Consider the following 19881-nt stretch of genomic DNA (forward strand, 5'->3'; position numbering starts at 1 on the left):
TGTCCGGTAGATGGCTGACCTGTCCCGTGGTGTCCGGCTCGGCGTCGACGTCGGGCAGGTCCGCGTCGGGGTGGCCCGGTCCGACCCGCACGGCATCCTGGCCACCCCGCTGGTCACCCTGGCCCGCGACCTGACGACCGGACCGGACGCGGTGCCCACCGACATCGCCGAGCTGGTCCGGCTGGCCGCCGAGCACGAGGCGGTCGAGATCGTGGTGGGTCTGCCGGTCAACCTCGCCGGAAAGCATGGCCCGGCGGCGGCGAACGTATCGGCGTACGCTGCCCGGTTGGCCGATGTAATGGGGTCGATTCCGGTGACGCTGACGGACGAGAGGATGTCGACCGTGGTGGCTAGTCGTAGGCTGGCCGAACGGGGCGTCCGGGGAAAGCGCCAACGGGCGGTGGTCGACCAGGCCGCCGCAGTGGAGATTCTGCAGAGCTGGCTGGACGCGCAGCGGAGGCGGACGCAATGATCGACGATCTTGATCTGGGGTTCGACGAGGCGGAGAGGGGGGAGAAGGGCCGGCACCGGCGCAGCGCCGTGCGCAAGCGCAACGGCGGGTCGGGAGGCGGCCGGGGCAAGACCATCTTCGCCCTCCTGATGGCGATCGTGCTGCTGGGCGGCATCGGCGGCGGCGCGTACGTCGGCTTCGACCGGATCCGCAACCACTTCGTCACCCCGGACTACGACGGCGGGGGCACGGGCGAGGCGCTGGTCGAGGTGAAGGCCGGCGACACCCTCACCGACATCGGGAACACGCTCTACGAGGCCGGGGTGGTGAAGAGCACCAAGGCGTTCATCGAGGCCGCCGACGCGAACTCGCGCAGCAAGAACATCCAGGTCGGGCGGTACAAGGTCCGCAAGCAGATGAAGGCCGCGGACGTGATCACGCTGATGCTCGACCCGAAGAGCCGGGTGGTCAACGGGGTGACCATCCCCGAGGGCGCGATCAGCCTGAACATCTACCAGATCCTCTCCAAGCAGACCAAGATCCCGGTCAAGGACTTCCAGACCGCCGCGAAGGATCCGGTCAAGCTGGGCGTGCCCGCCTACTGGTTCAACCGTGAGGACGGCAAGAAGGGCCCGAAGAGCATCGAGGGCTTCCTCTACCCGTCGACCTACGAGATCCCGCCGAAGGCCACCGCCGAGCAGATCCTGTCGATGATGGTGGACCAGTTCCTGACCGTGGCCCAGCAGCTCGACTTCGTCGACCGGGCGCAGAAGGAGCGCAAGATCTCCCCGTACGAGGCGTTGATCACGGCCTCGATCGCCGAGGCCGAGTCGGTCAACGCGGTGGACCTGCCGAAGGTCTCCCGGGTGATCTACAACCGGGTCTACGCCGGCAAGATCGGCTGCAAGTGCCTCGGCATCGACAGCGGCATCAACTACTACTTCCGCCTCCAGGGCAAGGATCCGAAGGACTCCGACGACCTGCTGCAGAGCGAGATCAACGACCTGAAGAACCCGTACAACACGCACAACGTGGCCGGCCTGCCGATCACCCCGATCAGCAACCCGGGCGAGGCGGCGCTCAAGGGCGCCCTGGAGCCGCCGCCCGGCGACTGGATCTTCTTCATGACGGTGGACCAGAAGGGCACCATGGGCTACGGCTCGAACGACGCCGACTTCCGCAAGCTGCAGCGGCAGATGTGCGACAACAAGGTGCTCACCGGGGAGAACTGCACCTGATGAAGGCCGCCGTGGTCGGCCGGCCGATCGCCCACTCGCTCTCCCCGGTGATCCACAACGCCGGGTACGCGGCGGCCGGGCTGACCGGGTGGTCGTACACCCGGATCGAGTGCGCGGCCGACGAGCTGGCGGGCCTGGTCGCGGGCCTGGGCCCCGAGTGGGCCGGCCTGTCGGTCACCATGCCGGGCAAGGAGGCCGCGCTCGCGCTGGCCGACGAGGCCTCGCCGGTCGCCGCCGCGGTCGGCGCCGCCAACACGCTGGTACGCCGGCCGGACGGCACCTGGTACGCCGACAACACCGACGTCGCCGGCATGGTCGACGTGCTCACCGGCGCCGGGTGCGCGGCGGGCGCCACGGTCACGGTGCTCGGCGCGGGCGGCACCGCCCGGGCGGCCGTCGCGGCGGCGGCCCGGATCGGCGCGGCCGAGGTGACCGTGGTGGCCCGCCGGCCCGAGGCGGTGCGGGAGCTGTGCCCGACGGCCGAGGCGGCCGGCGTCCCGCTGGTCGGCGCGCCGTGGGACGGCGCCCCTGCGCACGCCCGGGCCGACCTGGTGGTCTCCACGGTGCCCAGGGGCGTGGCCGACCCACTCGCGGACAACTTCGACTGGCGGCCCGGAACGGTCTTTTTCGACGTGGTCTACGACCGGTGGCCCACCCCGCTCGCCGCGGCGGCGGTCGCCGCCGGCTGCCGGGTGGTCTCCGGGCTGGACCTGCTGCTGGCCCAGGCGGTCGGCCAGTTCGAGCACTTCACCGGCGTGTCGGCGCCCCGGGAGGCGATGCGCGCCGCGCTGGCCGAGGCCCGCGCCGCGGCCTGACCACCGCCTCGGCGCTCAGGCCCCTGGTCGCCCCGCGCGCCCGCCGACCGGAGCGCGTCCGCAGGGCGGGACGCGGCGGGCACGGCGACCCGGTCGACACCGGGCGTGACAGACTGACCGCTGTGTTGCGCTGGCTGACTGCAGGTGAATCGCACGGACCCGCCCTCGTCGCGCTGCTGGAGGGGGTGCCCGCCGGCATCGAGGTGACCACCGGGGAGATCTCCGGCGAGCTGGCCCGGCGCCGGCTCGGCTACGGCCGGGGCGCCCGGATGGCCTTCGAGCAGGACGAGGTCGAGATCATCGGCGGGCTCCGGCACGGCGTGACGCTGGGCAGCCCGGTGGCCATCCGGGTGGGCAACTCGGAGTGGCCGAAGTGGCGCACCGTGATGGCCGCCGACCCGGTCGACGCGGAGGAGCTGGCCGGGCAGGCCCGCAACGCCCCGCTCACCCGCCCCCGCCCCGGTCACGCCGACCTGGCCGGCATGCAGAAGTACGGCCACACCGACGCCCGGCCGATCCTGGAGCGGGCCAGCGCCCGCGAGACGGCCGCCCGGGTCGCCGTGGGCACGGTCGCCAAGGCCCTGGTCAAGCAGGCCCTCGGCGTCGAGATCGTCTCCCACGTGGTGGAGCTCGGCCCGGTCGGCGTCAAGCCCGGCCTGCGCCCCACCCCGTCCGACGCCGCCCGGATCGACGCCGACCCGCTGCGCTGCCTCGACCCGGAGGCCAGCGCCCGGATGGTCGCCGAGGTCGACGCCGCCAAGAAGGCCGCCGACACGCTCGGCGGCGTGGTCGAGGTGCTGGCGTACGGGGTGCCGCCGGGCCTGGGCAGCCACGTGCAGTGGGACCGCAAGCTCGACGCCCGGCTGGCCACCGCGCTGATGTCGATCCAGGCCATCAAGGGCGTGGAGATCGGCGACGGCTGGTCGCAGGCGCGCTCCCGCGGCTCCGAGGCGCACGACGAGATCCTGCCCACCGCCACCGGCGTGCGTCGGGTGACCGACCGGGCCGGCGGGCTGGAGGGCGGCATCACCACCGGCGAGCCGCTGCGGGTGAGGGCCGCCATGAAGCCGATCTCCTCGCTGAACCGCGCGCTGTCCACCGTCGACGTGCTCACCGGCGAGCCCGCCACCGCGATCAACCAGCGCTCCGACGTGTGCGCGGTGCCGGCCGCGGCGGTGGTGGCCGAGGCCATGGTGGCGCTCGTGCTGGCGGAGGCGGCGGTGGAGAAGTTCGGCGGCGACTCGGTCGCCGAGATGCGCCGGAACCTGTCCGGCTACCTCGACGCCCTGGTGATCAAGTGAGCACCCGGCCGGTCTGCGTGCTGGTCGGGGCGCCCGGCTCCGGCAAGACCACGGTGGGGCGGGCGCTCGCCGGGGCGCTCGGCGTCGAGTTCCGGGACACCGACACCGACATCGAGCAGCTCGCCGGCAAGCCGATCCCGGAGATCTTCGTGGACGAGGGGGAGGAGCACTTCCGTACCCTCGAACGGGCCGCGGTGGCGGCGGGGCTGGCCTCGCACGCGGGGGTGCTCGCCCTCGGCGGCGGCGCGGTCCTCGCCGAGGAGAACCGCGCCGCGCTGATCGGGCACACCGTGGTGCACCTGTCGGTGGAGCTGCCCGACGCGGTGAAGCGGATCGGCCTGGGGGCCGGCCGGCCGCTGCTGGCGCTGAACCCGCGCGCCACCCTCAGGCACCTCATGGAGCAGCGCCGTCCGCTCTACGCCGAGGTGGCCACGGCGACGGTGCTCACCGACGGGCGTACCCCGGAGGAGATCGCCACCGAGATCGCGGCCCTGCTCAAGCCCTGACCGCCGCGGGCCGGGGCGCCCGCTCCGGCCGCCAGGTGACGAGCAGGGCGAGGGCGAGCAGGATCTCGGCCAGGTCGCCGCCGTAGTACATCACCGTCGCGCCGGCCCGCAGCTCGTCCCCGGTCGCCGCCACGTCCACCAGCAGGCCGGCGTAGAGGAGTTGGGCGAGCACGGCGTGCGCCGCCACCCCCGCCCCGAGCACGACCAGCCGGACCGGGACCCGGGGCCGGTGCGGCCCGGGATCCGGCCCGGCGATCGACCAGGTGAACAGGTAGCCGCTGAGCACGAAGTGCAGCAGCACCAGCCCGTGCAGCGCCGGATGGGTGAGGGTGGCCCGGTGGAGCGGGGTCAGGCACAGCAGCCACAGTCCGCCCGCGGTGAGCAGCAGCCCGGTCACCGGGTGGGCGAGCACCCGGAGGGCCGGATGCCGGAGCAGCCCCAGCGCCGCGCGACCGACCCGCCGGTCCACCGTCCGCAGCGCCAGCGTGCCGGGTGCGCCGAGGACCAGGGCCAGCGGCGCCAGCATGCCGAGCAGCAGGTGCTGCGCCATGTGCCCGGGCAGGTCGGCGACGGGCAGCAGCAGCCCGGCGGCGAGCAGCGCCGCGCCGAGGCCGAAGCTCGCCGTCCGCCGGTGGTCCCACCCGGGCCGGCCCGGGTCCCGTTGCCGCAGCGCCGCCGCGAGGTAGGCCCAGAACAGCACCAGGGGTACGAGCGCGGCGGCCGGGAAGCCGCCGGCTGCGTGCCCGGCGTGGGCGAGGCTCACCGTCGCTCCGGGGCGCAGAGGTCGACGACGGAGGCCGGCCGCTGCACCGCCCAGCCGACCGCGACGAAGACCACGCCGAGGGCCAGGAAACCGAGGTCCCACCAGAGCTGGTGCGGGCCGCCGTGCACGTGGTGGATGCCCAGGATCTGGTGGTCGACGATCCCCTCGACCAGGTTGAACAGGCCCCACCCGACCAGCGCCCAGCCCCACAGCGCGGGGGAGCGCCACAGCCGGCCCCGGGACCGGGTGACCCGGGCGTAGAGCAGGGCCAGGCCGGTCAGCACCGCCACCCAGGTGACCGTGTGGAACAGCCCGTCCCAGAGCGTGTTCATCTTCAGCCCGGCCACCGTGTCCACGGGGTAGAACTTGATCCCGACCCGGTCGCTGTCGGTGCTGCTCAGCAGGTGGTGCCACTGGAGCACCTGGTGGAGCAGGATGCCGTCGACGAAGCCGCCGAGTCCCACGCCGAGGATCGTCGCCGGCACCCGGATGTCCGCGCCGTCGATGGTGGGTCGGGTCATGCCTGCACCTCCGCCGTTGGGGGTTTCGTCCCCACCGTTACTGCCCGCTCCTGCCCGGTCAAACGCCGGTGACGCCGCGTCGGCCACGGAGTGGACAGTCGCCGCCCCGGCGCCGCCCGCTCGACTAGGCTGCCCGCGATGGACGAGGTGACCCGGATCCCGGTCGGCGGCGAGCGGCCGTACGACGTGCTGGTGGGACGCGACCTGCTCGACCCGCCGCCCCGGCTGCTGCCCGGCGCCGAGCGGGTGGCCTTCCTGCATGCGCCCCCGCTCAAGGGGCTGGCCGAGGAGCTGGCCGAGCGGGTACGCGCGGCCGGGGTGACGCCGCTGCTCATGGAGGTGCCGGACGCCGAGGCGGGCAAGCACGTCGACGTGGCCGCGGCCTGCTGGGACAAGCTCGGCGAGGCGGGCTTCACCCGTACCGACGCGGTGGTCGGGGTGGGCGGCGGCGCGGTCACCGACCTGGCCGGGTTCGTCGCCGCCACCTGGCTGCGCGGGGTGCGCTGGGTGCCGGTGGCCACCTCCCTGCTCGGCATGGTCGACGCCGCCGTCGGCGGCAAGACCGGGATCAACACCGCGGCCGGCAAGAACCTGGTCGGCGCCTTCCACCCGCCGGCCGGCGTGATCTGCGACCTGGCGACGCTGGACAGCCTGCCGCCGGCCGACCTGGCCGCCGGGATGGCCGAGGTGGTCAAGTGCGGGTTCATCGCCGACCCGGTGATCCTCGACCTGGTGGAGCGGGACCCGGCCGCCGCGCTGGACCCGACCGGGCCGGTGACCCGCGAGCTGATCGAGCGGGCGGTGCGGGTCAAGGCGGACGTGGTCTCCGGTGACCTGCGCGAGTCCGGGGTGCGTGAGGTGCTGAACTACGGGCACACGCTGGCCCACGCGATCGAGAAGGTGGAGGGCTACCGCTGGCGGCACGGGCACGCCGTCGCGGTGGGCCTGGTCTACGCGGCCACCCTGGCCCGGCTGGCCGGGCGGCTGGACGGGGCCACCGCGGAGCGGCACCGGGCCGTCGTGGCGGCGCTCGGCCTGCCCACCGGCTACCGGGCCGACGCCTGGCCGGAGCTGCTGGCCGCCATGCGGGTGGACAAGAAGGCCCGGGGCAGCCGGCTGCGCTTCGTGGTGCTGGACGGCCTGGCCCGCCCGGCGATCCTGGAGGCACCGTCGGACGAGCTGCTGGCGCGGGCGTACGAGGAGATCAGCGCATGAGGGTGTACGTGCTCAACGGGCCGAACCTCGGCCGGCTCGGCACCCGCCAGGTCGACGTCTACGGGGTCACCAGCTACGCCGACCTGGTGACCATGTGCGAGCAGACCGGTCGCGAGCTGGGGCTGGACGTGGTGGTCCGGCAGACCGACGCCGAGCACGAGCTGCTGGGCTGGCTGCACGCGGCGGCCGACGAGGGTGCGGCTGTGGTGCTCAACCCGGCCGCCTGGTCGCACTACTCGATCGCGGTCCGGGACGCCTGCGCCATGCTGCGCGGCCCGCTGGTCGAGGTGCACATCTCCAACATCCACGCCCGGGAGGAGTTCCGGCACCACTCGGTGGTCTCCGCGGTGGCCACCGGGGTGATCTGCGGGCTGGGCGTGGACGGCTACCGGCTGGCCCTGCGGCACCTCGCCGCGGCCGGTCCGGCCAGCGCCGGGCAGTCGGTTCGACACAGCTAGTAGACTTCGTGGGTCTGTCCGCCAATTGAAGATCAAGGCAGGAAATGGCCTCCACCAACGACCTCAAGAACGGCCTGGTACTCAACCTCGACGGCGAGCTGTGGGCCGTCGTCGAGTTCCAGCACGTCAAGCCCGGTAAGGGCGGTGCGTTCGTGCGTACCACGCTGAAGAACGTGCTGTCCGGGAAGGTGGTCGACAAGACCTTCAACGCGGGCACCAAGGTCGAGACCGCCACCGTCGACAAGCGCACCATGCAGTACCTCTACGCCGACGGCGAGGACTACGTCTTCATGGACCTGGAGACGTTCGACCAGATCACCGTCCCCGGCGGCACCGTCGGCGAGGCGGCCAACTACCTTCTCCCCGAGGCCGAGGCCACCGTCGCCACGCACGAGGCCGTGCCGCTCTACATCGAGCTGCCGACCTCGGTCGTGCTCGAGGTCACCTACACGGAGCCGGGTCTGCAGGGCGACCGGTCGACCGGCGGCAACAAGCCGGCCACCGTCGAGACCGGCGCGACCGTGCAGGTGCCGCTCTTCATCACCACCGGCGAGAAGATCAAGGTCGACACCCGCGACGGCCGTTACCTCGGCCGAGCCTGATGGCCGAGGGTGCCAAGCAGCAGATGCCGGCGCGCCGCAAGGCGCGCAAGCGGGCGCTGGACGTGCTCTTCGAGGCCGACCTGCGGGACCGGCCGCCCGTCGAGGTGCTCGCCGGCTACCTGGAGCGGATCGAGAAGCCCCGCCCGGAGCACATCGGCTACGCGGTCGGCCTGGTCGAGGGCGTCGCGGCGCACCTGGACCGGATCGACGAGGTGATCGCCAGCTACGCCGAGGGCTGGACGCTGGACCGGATGCCGGCGGTCGACCGCAACCTGGCCCGGATCGCGGTCTACGAGCTGCTCTACGTCGACGAGATCGACGACGCGGTGGCGATCAGCGAGGCCGTCGAGCTGGCCCGGCAGATGTCGACCGACGACTCGCCGCGCTTCCTCAACGGCATTCTCGGCCGCATCGCGGAGTACGCGACCCGCTGAGGCGTCAGTTCCGAACGCGACGAAGGGCCCGTGCCGGACGGCACGGGCCCTTCGTTCGGGCGACTGCGAAGGTCAGGACGCGAAGAACGCGCGCGGGTCGGCGACCAGCACACCGTGCTCGGTGAGCCGCTCGATCAGGCCCGACGGCGAGGCGTCGTAGACGATCGCGAGGGCGCGCAGGTCGTCGGCGCGGATGGAGAGCACCCGGCCGTTGTAGTCGCCGCGCTGCTGCTGGATGGCGCGGGCGTACCGGGCGACGTAGGCCAGGTCCTCGGAGGCCTCGTCGTAGAGCCGCTCCAGGTCCAGAACGATCTTGCTGGTGGGCTCGTGGCGCACCCCGCTGCCGTCGGGCAGCAGCTCCGAGACGGGAACGCGGTAGAAGTCGGCCAGCTCCGCCAGGCGGGACACGGTGACGGCGCGGTCGCCGCGCTCGTACGAGCCGACCACCACGGCCTTCCACCGCCCGTTCGACTTCTCCTCCACACCCTGCAGGGACAGGCCCTGCTGCTGGCGGATGGAGCGCAGGCGGGCGCCCAGCGACTTGGCGTATTCAGAGGGCATTCGGACACTCCCAGTGCTGCTCGGGGTTCTCCCAGCTATCGCTACGGAGCGTGACGGTACGGGGATTGCGACACGCGGTCAAGTGTTCGTGACGACCCCGAGCGGCCGGGCGTACGGGTTGTCCGCATTTCTCCACGCTGACCCGCTGGTCAGTCCCGACGGTGGCCGGCCCGGTGACCGCTGGTAACGTGGCGTGAAGCCCCGGTCCGGGCCCTCCGCGGCCCGCCGGAGTCAACCAGACGTCCTTTAACGACCCGTCCCGTGAGGCGGGGAAGGAGGTCCGCCGTGGCCTACCCACCGGCTGCCCACCCGTCGCCGCCGCGACAACCCTCGGTGAAGGTGATCCTCGCCGCCGCCGACGTGTCGCGGGTGGTCGACCGCATCGCCCACCAGATCCTCGAGAAGACCCAGGGCGCCGCCGACACCGTGCTGCTCGGCGTTCCCACCCGCGGGGTCCCGCTCGCGAGGCGGCTCGCCGCCCGGATCAGCACCTTCGAGGACGTGACCGTCCCGGTCGGGGTGCTCGACATCACGCTCTACCGCGACGACCTGCGCCGGCATGCCACCCGCGCGGTCGGCCCCACCGACCTGCCCCCGGGCGGGATCGACGGCCGGCGGGTGATCCTCGTCGACGACGTGCTCTTCTCCGGGCGCACCGTGCGGGCCGCCCTGGACGCGCTCAGCGACGTCGGCCGCCCGGCCTCGGTGCAACTCGCCGTCCTGGTCGACCGGGGGCACCGCCAGTTGCCGATCCGCGCCGACTACGTCGGCAAGAACATCCCCACCGCGCTCGCCGAGAGCGTCAAGGTCACCCTGGCCGAGACGGACGGCGCGGACGAGGTCCGGCTCCACGGAGGTGCCGCATGATTCGCCACCTCCTCTCGGGGGCCGACCTGGACGCGGCCACCGCCATCCGGATCCTGGACACCGCGGCCGAGATGGCCACCGTGGCCGGGCGCGAGGTCAAGAAGCTGCCCGCGCTGCGCGGCCGGACCGTGGTCAACCTCTTCTACGAGGACTCCACCCGGACCCGGATCTCGTTCGAGGCGGCCGCCAAGCGGCTCAGCGCCGACGTGATCAACTTCTCCGCCAAGGGCTCCAGCGTGGCCAAGGGGGAGAGCCTGAAGGACACGGCGCTCACCCTCCAGGCCATGGGGGCCGACGCGGTGGTCGTCCGGCACCCCGCCTCCGGCGCCCCGCACCGGCTGGCCAACTGGGTGGACGGCTCGGTGGTCAACGCCGGCGACGGCACCCACGAGCACCCCACCCAGGCGCTGCTCGACGCCTACACGATGCGGTCCCGGCTGGGTCGCCTGGACGGCCTGCACGTGGCGATCGTCGGCGACGTGCTGCACTCCCGGGTGGCCCGGTCCAACGTGCTGCTGCTCTCCACCCTCGGCGCGAAGGTGACCCTGGTCGGCCCGCCGACCCTCATCCCGGTCGACATCTCTCCCGCCCTGGCCCCCGGCACCGACGTCTCCTACGACCTCGACACCGTTCTTCCCGGTGTGGACGTGGTGATGATGCTGCGGGTGCAGCGGGAGCGGATGAACGACTCCTACTTCCCCTCCGCCCGCGAGTACGCCCGCCGCTACGGGCTGGACGGGCCGCGGATGCGCCGGCTGCCCGAGCACGCGATCGTCATGCACCCCGGCCCGATGAACCGGGGGATGGAGATCACGCCCGAGGTGGCCGACTCGCCCCGCTCCACCATCGTCGAACAGGTCGCCAACGGGGTCTCCGTGCGGATGGCCGTCCTCTACCTGCTGCTCGGAGGGAACAACCGGTGACCGCGTACCTGATCAGGAACGTGAGTGTGGTCGGCGGCGCGCCGACCGACCTGCTGATCCGCGACGGCGTCGTGGCGGAGACCGGCGCCGGCCTGGCCGCGCCGGACGCCACGGTGCTCGACGCCACCGGCCTGGTGGCCCTGCCCGGCCTGGTCGACCTGCACACCCACCTGCGCGAGCCGGGCCGGGAGGACGCCGAGACCGTGGAGTCCGGCTCCCGGGCGGCGGCACTCGGCGGCTACACGGCGGTCTGCGCCATGGCGAACACCTCGCCGGTGGCCGACACGGCCGGCGTGGTCGAGCAGGTCTGGCGGCTCGGCCGGGAGGCCGGACTGGTCGACGTGCAGCCGATCGGCGCGGTCACCGTCGGCCTGGCCGGCGAGCGCCTCGCCGAGCTGGGCGCGATGGCCGACTCCGCGGCCCGGGTGCGGATCTTCTCCGACGACGGGCACTGCGTCGCCGACCCGAAGCTGATGCGCCGGGCCCTGGAGTACGTCAAGGCGTTCGACGGGGTGATCGCCCAGCACGCCGAGGAGCCCCGGCTCACCGAGGGCGCGCAGATGCACGAGGGCGAGGTGTCCACCCGGCTCGGGCTGACCGGCTGGCCGGCGGTCGCCGAGGAGGCGATCATCGCCCGTGACGTGCTGCTGGCCGAGCACGTCGGCAGCCGCCTGCACATCTGCCACGTCTCCACCGCCGGCAGTGTCGAGGTGCTGCGGCACGCGAAGGCGCGGGGGGTGAAGGTCACCGCCGAGGTGACCCCGCACCACCTGCTGCTGACCGACGAGAAGGCCACCACCTACGACCCGGTCTACAAAGTCAACCCGCCGCTGCGCACCGCGGCCGACGTCGCCGCGCTGCGGGCGGCCCTGGCCGAGGGCGTGATCGACATCGTCGCCACCGACCACGCGCCGCACGCCGTGGAGGACAAGGAGTGCGAGTGGGCGTACGCCCGGCCGGGCATGCTCGGCCTGGAGACGGCGCTCTCCATCGCGCTGGACGTCCTCGGGCCGCAGTGGGACCTCATCGCCGAGCGGATGTCCCGCGCCCCGGCCCGGATCGCCGGGCTGGACGGGCACGGCCTCGATCCCGCCCCCGGCGTGCCGGCCAACCTGACCCTGGTCGACCCGGCCGCCCGCCGCGTCGTCGAGCCGGCGGAGCTGGCCAGTCGCAGTCGCAACACCCCGTACGCCCGCATGACGCTGCCGGGTCGCATCGTGGCGACCTTCCTGCGCGGCGAGCCGACGGTCCTGGACGGAAAGGCTGTTCGATGACCAAGCGGAGACCCGCGATCCTCGTCCTCGAGGACGGGCGCACGTTCCACGGCGAGGCGTACGGCAGCGTCGGGGAGACCTTCGGTGAGGCGGTCTTCAACACCGGCATGACCGGCTACCAGGAGACCCTCACCGACCCCTCCTACCACCGCCAGGTGGTGGTGCAGACCGCCCCGCACATCGGCAACACCGGCGTCAACGGCGAGGACGACGAGTCCGGCCGGATCTGGGTGGCCGGCTACGTGGTGCGCGACCCGGCCCGGATCGGCTCCAACTGGCGGGCCACCGGCGGGCTGGAGGACCGGCTCGCCGCCGAGGGCGTGGTCGGCATCAGCGGTGTGGACACCCGAGCGCTCACCCGGCACCTGCGCGAGCGCGGCGCCATGCGGGTCGGCATCTCCAGCGTCGACGGCGACCCGGTCGCCCTCCTCGACCGGGTCCGCCGCGCGCCGCAGATGGTCGGCGCGGACCTCTCCGCCGAGGTGACCACCCCCGAGCCGTACGTCGTGCCGGCGCAGGGCGAGCACCGCTTCACCGTGGCGGCGCTGGACCTGGGCATCAAGCGCAACGTGCCCCGCCGGCTCGCCACGCGCGGCGTGACCACCCACGTGCTGCCCGCCGGCTCCTCCATCGAGGACCTGATGGCCACCGGCGCGGACGCGGTCTTCTTCTCGCCCGGTCCGGGCGACCCGGCCACCGCCGACGGGCCGGTCGCCCTGGCGCGGGAGGTGCTGGGCCGGCGGATCCCGCTGTTCGGCATCTGCTTCGGCAGCCAGATCCTCGGCCGGGCGCTCGGCTTCGGCACCTACAAGCTCGGCTACGGCCACCGCGGCATCAACCAGCCGGTGCTCGACCGGGCCACCGGCAAGGTCGAGGTGACGAGCCACAACCACGGCTTCGCCGTCCAGGTGCCGGGCGCGCAGGCCGGTGTGGTCGTCCCCGACCAGGTGATCGACACCGAGTTCGGCGGCGTCCAGGTGTCCCATGTCTGCCTCAATGACAACGTGGTCGAGGGGCTGCGGGCCAAGGACGTGCCCGCCTTCACCGTCCAGTACCACCCCGAGGCGGCGGCCGGCCCGCACGACGCGGACTACCTCTTCGACCGTTTCGCCGAGCTGATCGAGGGCCGCGGCCTCGACCGGAAGCAGAGTGAGGGGCGCACGGATGCCTAAGCGGACCGACCTGAAGCACGTTCTGGTGATCGGCTCCGGGCCGATCGTCATCGGCCAGGCCTGCGAGTTCGACTACTCCGGCACGCAGGCCTGCCGGGTGCTGCGCAGCGAGGGGATCCGGGTCAGCCTGGTCAACTCCAACCCGGCGACGATCATGACCGACCCGGAGTTCGCCGACGCCACCTACGTCGAGCCGATCACCCCGGAGTTCGTCGAGCTGGTCATCGCCAAGGAACGTCCCGACGCGCTGCTGCCCACCCTGGGCGGGCAGACCGCGCTGAACACCGCGGTCGCCCTGCACGAGGCCGGCGTCCTGGAGAAGTACGGTGTCGAGCTGATCGGCGCCAACATCGACGCCATCAACCGGGGCGAGGACCGGCAGCTGTTCAAGGACATCGTGGCCAAGGCCGGCGTACGCCTCGGGCTGGACGACCCGTCGTCGCTGGTGCCCCGCTCCCGGGTCTGCCACTCGATGGACGAGGTCCGCGAGACCGTCGGCGAGCTGGGCCTGCCGGTGGTGATCCGGCCGTCGTTCACCATGGGCGGCCTCGGCTCCGGCATGGCGCACACCGACGAGGACCTGACCCGGATCGCCGGGGCCGGCCTGGCCGCCAGCCCGGTGCACGAGGTGCTCATCGAGGAGAGCGTGCTCGGCTGGAAGGAGTACGAGCTCGAACTCATGCGCGACCGCCACGACAACGTGGTGGTGGTCTGCTCGATCGAGAACGTCGACCCGATGGGCGTGCACACCGGCGACAGCGTCACCGTGGCGCCCGCCATGACGCTGACCGACCGGGAGTACCAGCGCCTGCGTGACCTGGGCATCGCGGTGCTCCGCGAGGTCGGGGTCGACACCGGCGGCTGCAACATCCAGTTCGCGGTGAACCCGGCCGACGGCCGGATCGTCGTGATCGAGATGAACCCGCGGGTGTCCCGCTCCTCGGCGCTGGCCTCGAAGGCCACCGGCTTCCCGATCGCCAAGATCGCCGCGAAGCTGGCCATCGGCTACACCCTCGACGAGATCCCCAACGACATCACCCTGAAGACCCCGGCGGCGTTCGAACCGACCCTGGACTACGTGGTGGTGAAGATCCCCCGGTTCGCGTTCGAGAAGTTCCCCGGCGCGGACCCGGAGCTGACCACCACCATGAAGTCGGTCGGCGAGGCGATGAGCCTCGGGCGCAACTTCACCGAGGCGCTGAACAAGGCGATGCGCTCGATGGAAACCAAATCATCGGGTTTCTGGACCACCCCGGACCCGGTGGGGGCCACCAGGGAGAACACCCTCGCCGCGCTGCGCATGCCGCACGACGGCCGGATCTACACGGTCGAGCGGGCGCTGCGGCTCGGCGCGTCGATCGCCGAGGTGACCGAGGCGTCCGGCGGGATCGACCCCTGGTTCCTGGACCAGATCGCCGCGCTCGTGGAGCTGCGGGCCGAGATCGTGGACGCCCCGGTGCTCGACGCCCAGCTGCTGCGCCGCGCGAAGCGGGCCGGCCTGTCCGACCGGCAGCTCGCCGCGCTCCGGCCCGAACTGGCCGCCGAGGACGGCGTCCGCACCCTGCGCCACCGGCTCGGGATCCGACCGGTCTACAAGACGGTGGACACCTGCGCGGCCGAGTTCGAGGCGACCACGCCCTACCACTACTCGACCTACGACCAGGAGACCGAGGTCGGGCCCTCGGACCGGCCCAAGGTGCTCATCCTGGGCTCCGGGCCGAACCGGATCGGACAGGGCATCGAGTTCGACTACTCCTGCGTGCACGCCGTCCAAGCGCTGCGGGAGGTCGGCTACGAGACCGTCATGGTCAACTGCAACCCGGAGACCGTCTCGACCGACTACGACACCGCCGACCGGCTCTACTTCGAGCCGCTCACCTTCGAGGACGTGCTGGAGGTCTGGCACGCCGAGGACACCACCGGCAAGGCGGCCGGTGGCCCCGGCGTGGTCGGGGTGATCGTGCAGCTCGGCGGGCAGACGCCGCTCGGCCTGGCCAAGCGGCTCAAGAACGCCGGCGTGCCGATCGTCGGCACCTCGCCGGAGTCGATCCACCTCGCCGAGGAGCGCGGCGCGTTCGGCGCGGTGCTGTCCCGGGCCGGGCTGCGCGCCCCGGCGCACGGCATGGCCACCTCGTACGACGAGGCCAAGGGGATCGCCGACGAGATCGGGTACCCGGTGCTGGTCCGCCCGTCGTACGTGCTCGGCGGCCGGGGCATGGAGATCGTCTACGACGACGCCACCCTGCGCGACTACATCGGCCGGGCCACCGACATCTCGCCGGACCACCCGGTCCTCGTGGACCGCTTCCTCGACGACGCCATCGAGATCGACGTGGACGCCCTGGTCGACGCCGACGGCGCGGTCTACCTGGGCGGCGTGATGGAGCACATCGAGGAGGCTGGCATCCACTCCGGCGACTCCTCCTGCGCGCTGCCGCCGATCACCCTGGCCGGCTCGCACCTGGCCCAGGTGCGCCGCTACACCGAGGAGATCGCCCGCGGGGTCGGCGTGAAGGGCCTGCTCAACGTCCAGTACGCGCTCCAGAACGACATGCTGTACGTGCTGGAGGCCAACCCGCGCGCCTCCCGGACGGTCCCGTTCGTCTCCAAGGCCACGGCGGTGCCGCTGGCCAAGGCGGCCGCCCGGATCGCGCTCGGCGCCACCATCGCCGAGCTGCGCGCCGAGGGGATGCTGCCGCCCACCGGGGACGGCGGGACGATGCCCGCCGACGCCCCCATCGCCGTCAAGGAGGCGGTGCTGCCGTTCAAGCGGTTCCGCACCCCGTCCGGCAAGGGCATCGACGTGCTGCTCGGCCCGGAGATGAAGTCCACCGGCGAGGTGATGGGCATCGACACCAACTTCGGGCACGCCTTCGCCAAGTCGCAGTCCGCCGCGTACGGGTCGCTGCCGACCGCCGGGAAGATCTTCGTCTCGGTGGCCAACCGGGACAAGCGCGGCATGATCTTCCCGATCAAGCGCCTGGCCGACCTGGGCTTCGAGATCGTGGCCACCACCGGCACGGCCGAGGTGCTGCGCCGGCACGGCATCGCCTGCGAGCAGATCCGCAAGCACTACGAGGCCGGTGAGGGCGAGGACGCCGTCTCGCTGATTCTCGGCGGCGACGTGGCGCTGGTGGTGAACACCCCGCAGGGCTCCGGCGCGAGCGCCCGCTCCGACGGCTACGAGATCCGCAGCGCCGCCGTGACGGCGGACATCCCCTGCGTCACGACGGTGCCCGGCGCGGCGGCGGCGGTGATGGGCATCGAGGCGAGGATCCGCGGCGACATGCGCGTCCGCCCCCTCCAGGAGCTCCACGCCGCCCTCCGGGCCGGCGAGTGACCGCCCCACTGCCGTTGATCATGAGGTTGGCTGCGGTGGAGGAGATCGACTTCGCCGTCAACCTCATGACCACCACAGCGGGGGTGGCGGGAGAGTGATCTTCGAGAAGGTCGTTCGGCCCTGGCTGTTCCGGATCGGGGGCGGGGACGCCGAGGCGGCGCACGAGTGGACGCTGGAGCGGCTGGCCGGGGTGGCTGGGCGGCCGGGCGTGTTGGCCGGGCTGCGGGCGCACTATGCGGTGCGCGCGCCGCGGACCGTGTTCGGGGTGGACTTTCCGAATCCGGTCGGGTTGGCGGCCGGGATGGACAAGAACGGGGTGGCGCTGCCGGCCTGGCCGGCGCTGGGCTTCGGCTTCGTCGAGGTCGGCACCGTCACCGCGCACGCCCAGCCGGGCAACCCCCGGCCCCGGCTGTTCCGGCTGCGCGACAGCGAGGCCGTGGTCAACCGGATGGGCTTCAACAACGCCGGCGCCGAGACCCTCGCGGCCCGGCTGGCGGCGCTTCCGCGCCCGCTCGGCGTGCCGCTGGGCATCTCGCTGGGCAAGTCCAAGGTGACCCCGCTGGACGAGGCCGTCGAGGACTACCTGGCGTCCTACCGGGCGTTGAAGGGGCGCGGGGACTACTTCGCGGTCAACGTGTCCTCACCGAACACGCCCGGGCTGCGGTCCCTTCAGGACCGGTCCCACCTGGACGCGCTGCTCGGGGCGCTGGTGGGGGAGAAGCCGGTGCTCGTGAAGATCGCCCCGGACCTCACCGAGCCGGCCGTCGCCGAACTGCTGGAGGTCTGCCTCGACCGTGGCGCGGCCGGGGTGATCGCCACCAACACCACCCTGGCCCGCGACGGGCTCGCCCCGGCCGACCGGGCGCGGGGCGCGGAGACCGGTGGCCTCTCCGGCCGCCCGCTGACCGCCCGCGCCCGCGACGTGGTCGCCTTCGTGCACCGGGAGACCGGCGGCCGGCTGCCGGTGATCGGCGTCGGCGGCATCCTCGACCCGGACGACGCGACCCGGATGTTCGACGCCGGCGCGAGCCTCGTCCAGCTCTACACCGGTTTCATCTACCGGGGCCCGGCCCTGGTCCGGTCGGTGGCCCGGGCGGCCGCCCGGCGCTGACCCGGCACGGACACCACGAAGGAGAACCGTGACGCCCGAGGAGATCCTCGCCGCCGACCGGCGGCACGTCTGGCACCCGTACGCGGCCCTGCCGCCGGCCAGCCCACCGTATGTGGTGGACAGTGCCGAGGGCGTGCGGCTGCGGCTGGCCGACGGCCGGGAGCTGGTCGACGGGATGTCGTCCTGGTGGGCGGCGATCCACGGCTACCGGCACCCGGTGCTGGACGCCGCGGTCACCGACCAGCTCGGCCGGATGAGCCACGTCATGTTCGGCGGCCTCACCCACGAGCCCGCGGTGCGCCTGGCGCGGACCCTGGTGGAGCTGGCCCCGGACGGCCTGGAGCACGTCTTCCTGGCCGACTCCGGCTCGGTCAGCGTCGAGGTGGCGATCAAGATGTGCCTGCAGTACCAGCGGGCCCTGGGGCGGCCGGAACGCCGCCGGCTGGGCACCTGGCGGGGCGGCTACCACGGCGACACCTTCCACCCCATGAGCGTCTGCGACCCGGAGGGCGGCATGCACCACCTCTGGGGCGACGTGCTGCCCCGGCAGGTGTTCGCGCCGGTGCCACCGGCCGGCTTCGACACCCCGCCGGACCCGGCGTACGAGGCGGCGCTGGTGGACGCGGTGGAGCGGCACGCCGGTGAGCTGGCCGCGGTGATCGTCGAGCCGGTGGTCCAGGGCGCCGGCGGGATGCGCTTCCACCACCCGCACTACCTGCGGGTGCTGCGCGAGGTGACCCGGGCGCACGGGATCCTGCTGGTCTTCGACGAGATCGCCACCGGCTTCGGCCGGACCGGCACCATGTTCGCCGCCGAGCACGCCGGGGTCGCCCCGGACGTGCTCTGCGTCGGCAAGGCGCTCACCGGCGGCTACCTCACCCTGGCCGCGGCGCTCTGCACCCCCGAGGTGGCCCGGGCCATCTCCGCCGACGGGGTGCTGGCGCACGGCCCGACCTTCATGGGCAACCCGCTCGCCTGCGCGGTCGCCAACGCCTCCCTGGACCTGCTGCGGGCCGGGGACTGGGCCGGCCGGGTGGCGGGCATCGCCGAGGGGCTGCGGGCCGGCCTGGCGCCGCTGCGCGACGTCCCCGGGGTGGCCGACGTGCGGGTGCTCGGCGCGATCGGCGTGGTGCAGCTCGACCACGAGGTGGACCTGCCCCGGGCGACCGCCGCCGCGGTGGCGCAGGGCGTCTGGCTGCGCCCGTTCCGGGACCTCGTGTACACCATGCCGCCGTACGTCTGCGACGACGCGGACGTGGCGCGGATCGCGGCCGGCGTGGCCGCGGCGGTCAAGGCCGGCTGAGCCGGAGGAAGGGCCCCTTCTTGACGCATCCGGTGGAGGAGGAGCGCTCCTGACCGCGCAGCCACAGGGGGCGCGGCGGCCCGGACGGTACGACCGGCGGCGGGACGCCGTCGCCGGAACACGACGCGGCGCGACGCCGCGCCAGGAGAGGGAGAGACGCGATGGAGACCTTCGGCGCCCGCCTGCACCGGGCCGTGGCCGAGCGGGGACCGCTCTGCGTGGGAATCGACCCGCACCCCGGGCTGCTGGCCCGCTGGGGGCTGTCCGACGACGTCGAGGGCCTGGACCGGTTCTGCCGGACGGTGGTGGAGGCCATCGGCGACCGGGTGGCCGTGGTCAAGCCCCAGTCGGCGTTCTTCGAGCGTTTCGGGGCGCGCGGGGTCGGAATCCTTGAGTCAACTATCCGACAGTTGCGAAATGCCGGCTCGCTCGTTCTCCTCGACGTCAAGCGCGGCGACATCGGCTCGACGGTCAGCGCGTACGCCTCGGCGTACCTTGATCCATCCAGCCCGCTGTATGTCGACGCGGTCACCGCGAGTCCCTACCTGGGGGTGGGTTCGCTCGCGCCGATGTTCGAGCTGGCGGCCGCGCACGGCGGCGGCGTCTTCGTCCTGGCGCTCACCTCGAATCCCGAGGGAGCCGCCGTGCAGCGCGCCGTCGGGTCCGACGGGCGCACCGTGGCGCAGACCGTCATCGACGAGATTTCCCAGCTCAACCGGGGTGCCGAGCCGCTCGGCAGCTTCGGGCTGGTGGTCGGCGCGACGATCGGTGACACCGGTCACGACCTCACGGCGGTGAACGGTCCGCTGCTCGCCCCGGGGCTCGGCGCGCAGGGTGCGACGGCCGCCGACCTGCGTACCGTCTTCGGCTCCGCCCTGCCCTCGGTGCTGCCGTCGTACTCCCGCGAGGTGCTGGGCGCGGGGCCGGAACCGGCCGCGCTGCGGGCCGCCACCGACCGCGTGCTGGCCGAGTGTCGGGCCGCCCTGGCCACGCGTGACTGACTGACGGCTCGGTCACTTTCCGTTG

20 protein-coding genes are annotated in these 19881 nt (G+C 73.1%); 17 read left to right on the forward strand and 3 right to left on the reverse strand.

Annotated features, from left to right (window positions below; all coding sequences use genetic code 11):
* Positions 1-10 precede the first annotated feature (10 nt).
* The 5 genes from ruvX (at position 11) to ACFYPD_RS20070 (ending at position 4311) form a co-directional block, all read left to right on the forward strand.
* Complete coding sequence (ruvX, locus tag ACFYPD_RS20050; RefSeq protein ID WP_387115403.1) at positions 11-472, forward strand: Holliday junction resolvase RuvX; 462 nt, start codon at positions 11-13, stop codon at positions 470-472.
* On the forward strand, positions 469-1689 hold the full coding sequence (gene mltG, locus ACFYPD_RS20055) for an endolytic transglycosylase MltG (RefSeq protein WP_387115406.1): 1221 nt from the start codon (positions 469-471) through the stop codon (positions 1687-1689). The genes ruvX and mltG overlap by 4 nt, the downstream gene beginning before the upstream one ends.
* Positions 1689-2504, forward strand: coding sequence for a shikimate dehydrogenase (locus ACFYPD_RS20060; protein ID WP_387115409.1), 816 nt, complete (start codon positions 1689-1691; stop codon positions 2502-2504). The genes mltG and ACFYPD_RS20060 overlap by 1 nt, the downstream gene beginning before the upstream one ends.
* A gap of 122 nt (positions 2505-2626) precedes the next feature.
* Positions 2627-3805, forward strand: a complete 1179-nt coding sequence (aroC, locus tag ACFYPD_RS20065; protein WP_387115412.1) for a chorismate synthase — start codon at positions 2627-2629, stop codon at positions 3803-3805.
* On the forward strand, positions 3802-4311 hold the full coding sequence (locus tag ACFYPD_RS20070) for a shikimate kinase (protein WP_387115415.1): 510 nt from the start codon (positions 3802-3804) through the stop codon (positions 4309-4311). Before aroC ends, ACFYPD_RS20070 begins: the two co-directional genes overlap by 4 nt.
* Here ACFYPD_RS20070 and ACFYPD_RS20075 read toward each other — a convergent pair.
* Together ACFYPD_RS20075 and ACFYPD_RS20080 are read right to left on the reverse strand one after the other, a co-directional pair.
* On the reverse strand, positions 4301-5074 hold the full coding sequence (locus tag ACFYPD_RS20075) for a cytochrome c oxidase assembly protein (protein WP_387115418.1): 774 nt from the start codon (positions 5072-5074) through the stop codon (positions 4301-4303). The two genes, ACFYPD_RS20070 and ACFYPD_RS20075, sit on opposite strands and share 11 nt — an antisense overlap.
* The gene (locus ACFYPD_RS20080) at positions 5071-5595 is read right to left on the reverse strand and encodes a DUF2243 domain-containing protein (RefSeq protein WP_387115421.1); all 525 of its coding nucleotides are present in this window, start codon (positions 5593-5595) and stop codon (positions 5071-5073) included. The genes ACFYPD_RS20075 and ACFYPD_RS20080 overlap by 4 nt, the downstream gene beginning before the upstream one ends.
* 138 nt (positions 5596-5733) lie before the next feature.
* Here ACFYPD_RS20080 and aroB point away from each other — a divergent pair, with 138 nt between their 5' ends.
* The 4 genes from aroB to nusB are packed head-to-tail and all read left to right on the forward strand — an operon-like array spanning position 5734 to position 8304.
* A complete protein-coding gene (gene aroB / locus ACFYPD_RS20085) occupies positions 5734-6810 on the forward strand; it encodes a 3-dehydroquinate synthase (protein WP_387115425.1) in 1077 nt (358 codons plus the stop codon).
* Entirely contained in the window at positions 6807-7268 is a 462-nt protein-coding gene (aroQ, locus tag ACFYPD_RS20090) for a type II 3-dehydroquinate dehydratase (RefSeq protein WP_387115428.1), read from the forward strand. The genes aroB and aroQ overlap by 4 nt, the downstream gene beginning before the upstream one ends.
* 44 nt (positions 7269-7312) lie before the next feature.
* The gene (gene efp / locus ACFYPD_RS20095; RefSeq protein ID WP_357566182.1) at positions 7313-7870 is read left to right on the forward strand and encodes an elongation factor P; all 558 of its coding nucleotides are present in this window, start codon (positions 7313-7315) and stop codon (positions 7868-7870) included.
* A gap of 23 nt (positions 7871-7893) precedes the next feature.
* Entirely contained in the window at positions 7894-8304 is a 411-nt protein-coding gene (gene nusB, locus ACFYPD_RS20100) for a transcription antitermination factor NusB (protein WP_387115614.1), read from the forward strand.
* Positions 8305-8376: 72 nt separating this feature from the next.
* Here the strand turns inward: nusB and ACFYPD_RS20105 are convergent, their stop codons facing one another.
* The gene (locus ACFYPD_RS20105) at positions 8377-8865 is read right to left on the reverse strand and encodes a transcriptional regulator (RefSeq protein ID WP_013285505.1); all 489 of its coding nucleotides are present in this window, start codon (positions 8863-8865) and stop codon (positions 8377-8379) included.
* A gap of 285 nt (positions 8866-9150) precedes the next feature.
* Here ACFYPD_RS20105 and pyrR point away from each other — a divergent pair, with 285 nt between their 5' ends.
* From pyrR to pyrF, 8 genes are all read left to right on the forward strand, one after another.
* On the forward strand, positions 9151-9732 hold the full coding sequence (pyrR, locus tag ACFYPD_RS20110; RefSeq protein ID WP_387115431.1) for a bifunctional pyr operon transcriptional regulator/uracil phosphoribosyltransferase PyrR: 582 nt from the start codon (positions 9151-9153) through the stop codon (positions 9730-9732).
* Positions 9729-10655 carry an aspartate carbamoyltransferase catalytic subunit gene (locus ACFYPD_RS20115; RefSeq protein ID WP_387115434.1) on the forward strand — a complete coding sequence of 309 codons (927 nt, stop codon included), beginning with the start codon at positions 9729-9731 and terminating at the stop codon, positions 10653-10655. The genes pyrR and ACFYPD_RS20115 overlap by 4 nt, the downstream gene beginning before the upstream one ends.
* Positions 10652-11929, forward strand: coding sequence for a dihydroorotase (locus ACFYPD_RS20120; RefSeq protein ID WP_387115437.1), 1278 nt, complete (start codon positions 10652-10654; stop codon positions 11927-11929). Before ACFYPD_RS20115 ends, ACFYPD_RS20120 begins: the two co-directional genes overlap by 4 nt.
* A complete protein-coding gene (gene carA / locus ACFYPD_RS20125; protein WP_387115440.1) occupies positions 11926-13101 on the forward strand; it encodes a glutamine-hydrolyzing carbamoyl-phosphate synthase small subunit in 1176 nt (391 codons plus the stop codon). Before ACFYPD_RS20120 ends, carA begins: the two co-directional genes overlap by 4 nt.
* Positions 13094-16441 (forward strand): carbamoyl-phosphate synthase large subunit, encoded by a 3348-nt coding sequence (gene carB, locus ACFYPD_RS20130; protein ID WP_387115442.1) that lies wholly within the window; start codon positions 13094-13096, stop codon positions 16439-16441. Before carA ends, carB begins: the two co-directional genes overlap by 8 nt.
* Before the next feature lie 94 nt (positions 16442-16535).
* Positions 16536-17552: a quinone-dependent dihydroorotate dehydrogenase gene (locus ACFYPD_RS20135; protein WP_387115445.1), complete on the forward strand. Its 1017-nt coding sequence runs from the start codon at positions 16536-16538 to the stop codon at positions 17550-17552.
* A gap of 28 nt (positions 17553-17580) precedes the next feature.
* Positions 17581-18855: an adenosylmethionine--8-amino-7-oxononanoate transaminase gene (locus ACFYPD_RS20140; protein ID WP_387115448.1), complete on the forward strand. Its 1275-nt coding sequence runs from the start codon at positions 17581-17583 to the stop codon at positions 18853-18855.
* A 161-nt stretch (positions 18856-19016) separates the two neighbouring features.
* Complete coding sequence (pyrF, locus tag ACFYPD_RS20145) at positions 19017-19856, forward strand: orotidine-5'-phosphate decarboxylase (RefSeq protein WP_387115450.1); 840 nt, start codon at positions 19017-19019, stop codon at positions 19854-19856.
* Positions 19857-19881 lie beyond the last annotated feature (25 nt).

Source organism: Micromonospora sp. NPDC005299, assembly GCF_042872345.1.
Lineage (GTDB): Bacteria > Actinomycetota > Actinomycetes > Mycobacteriales > Micromonosporaceae > Micromonospora.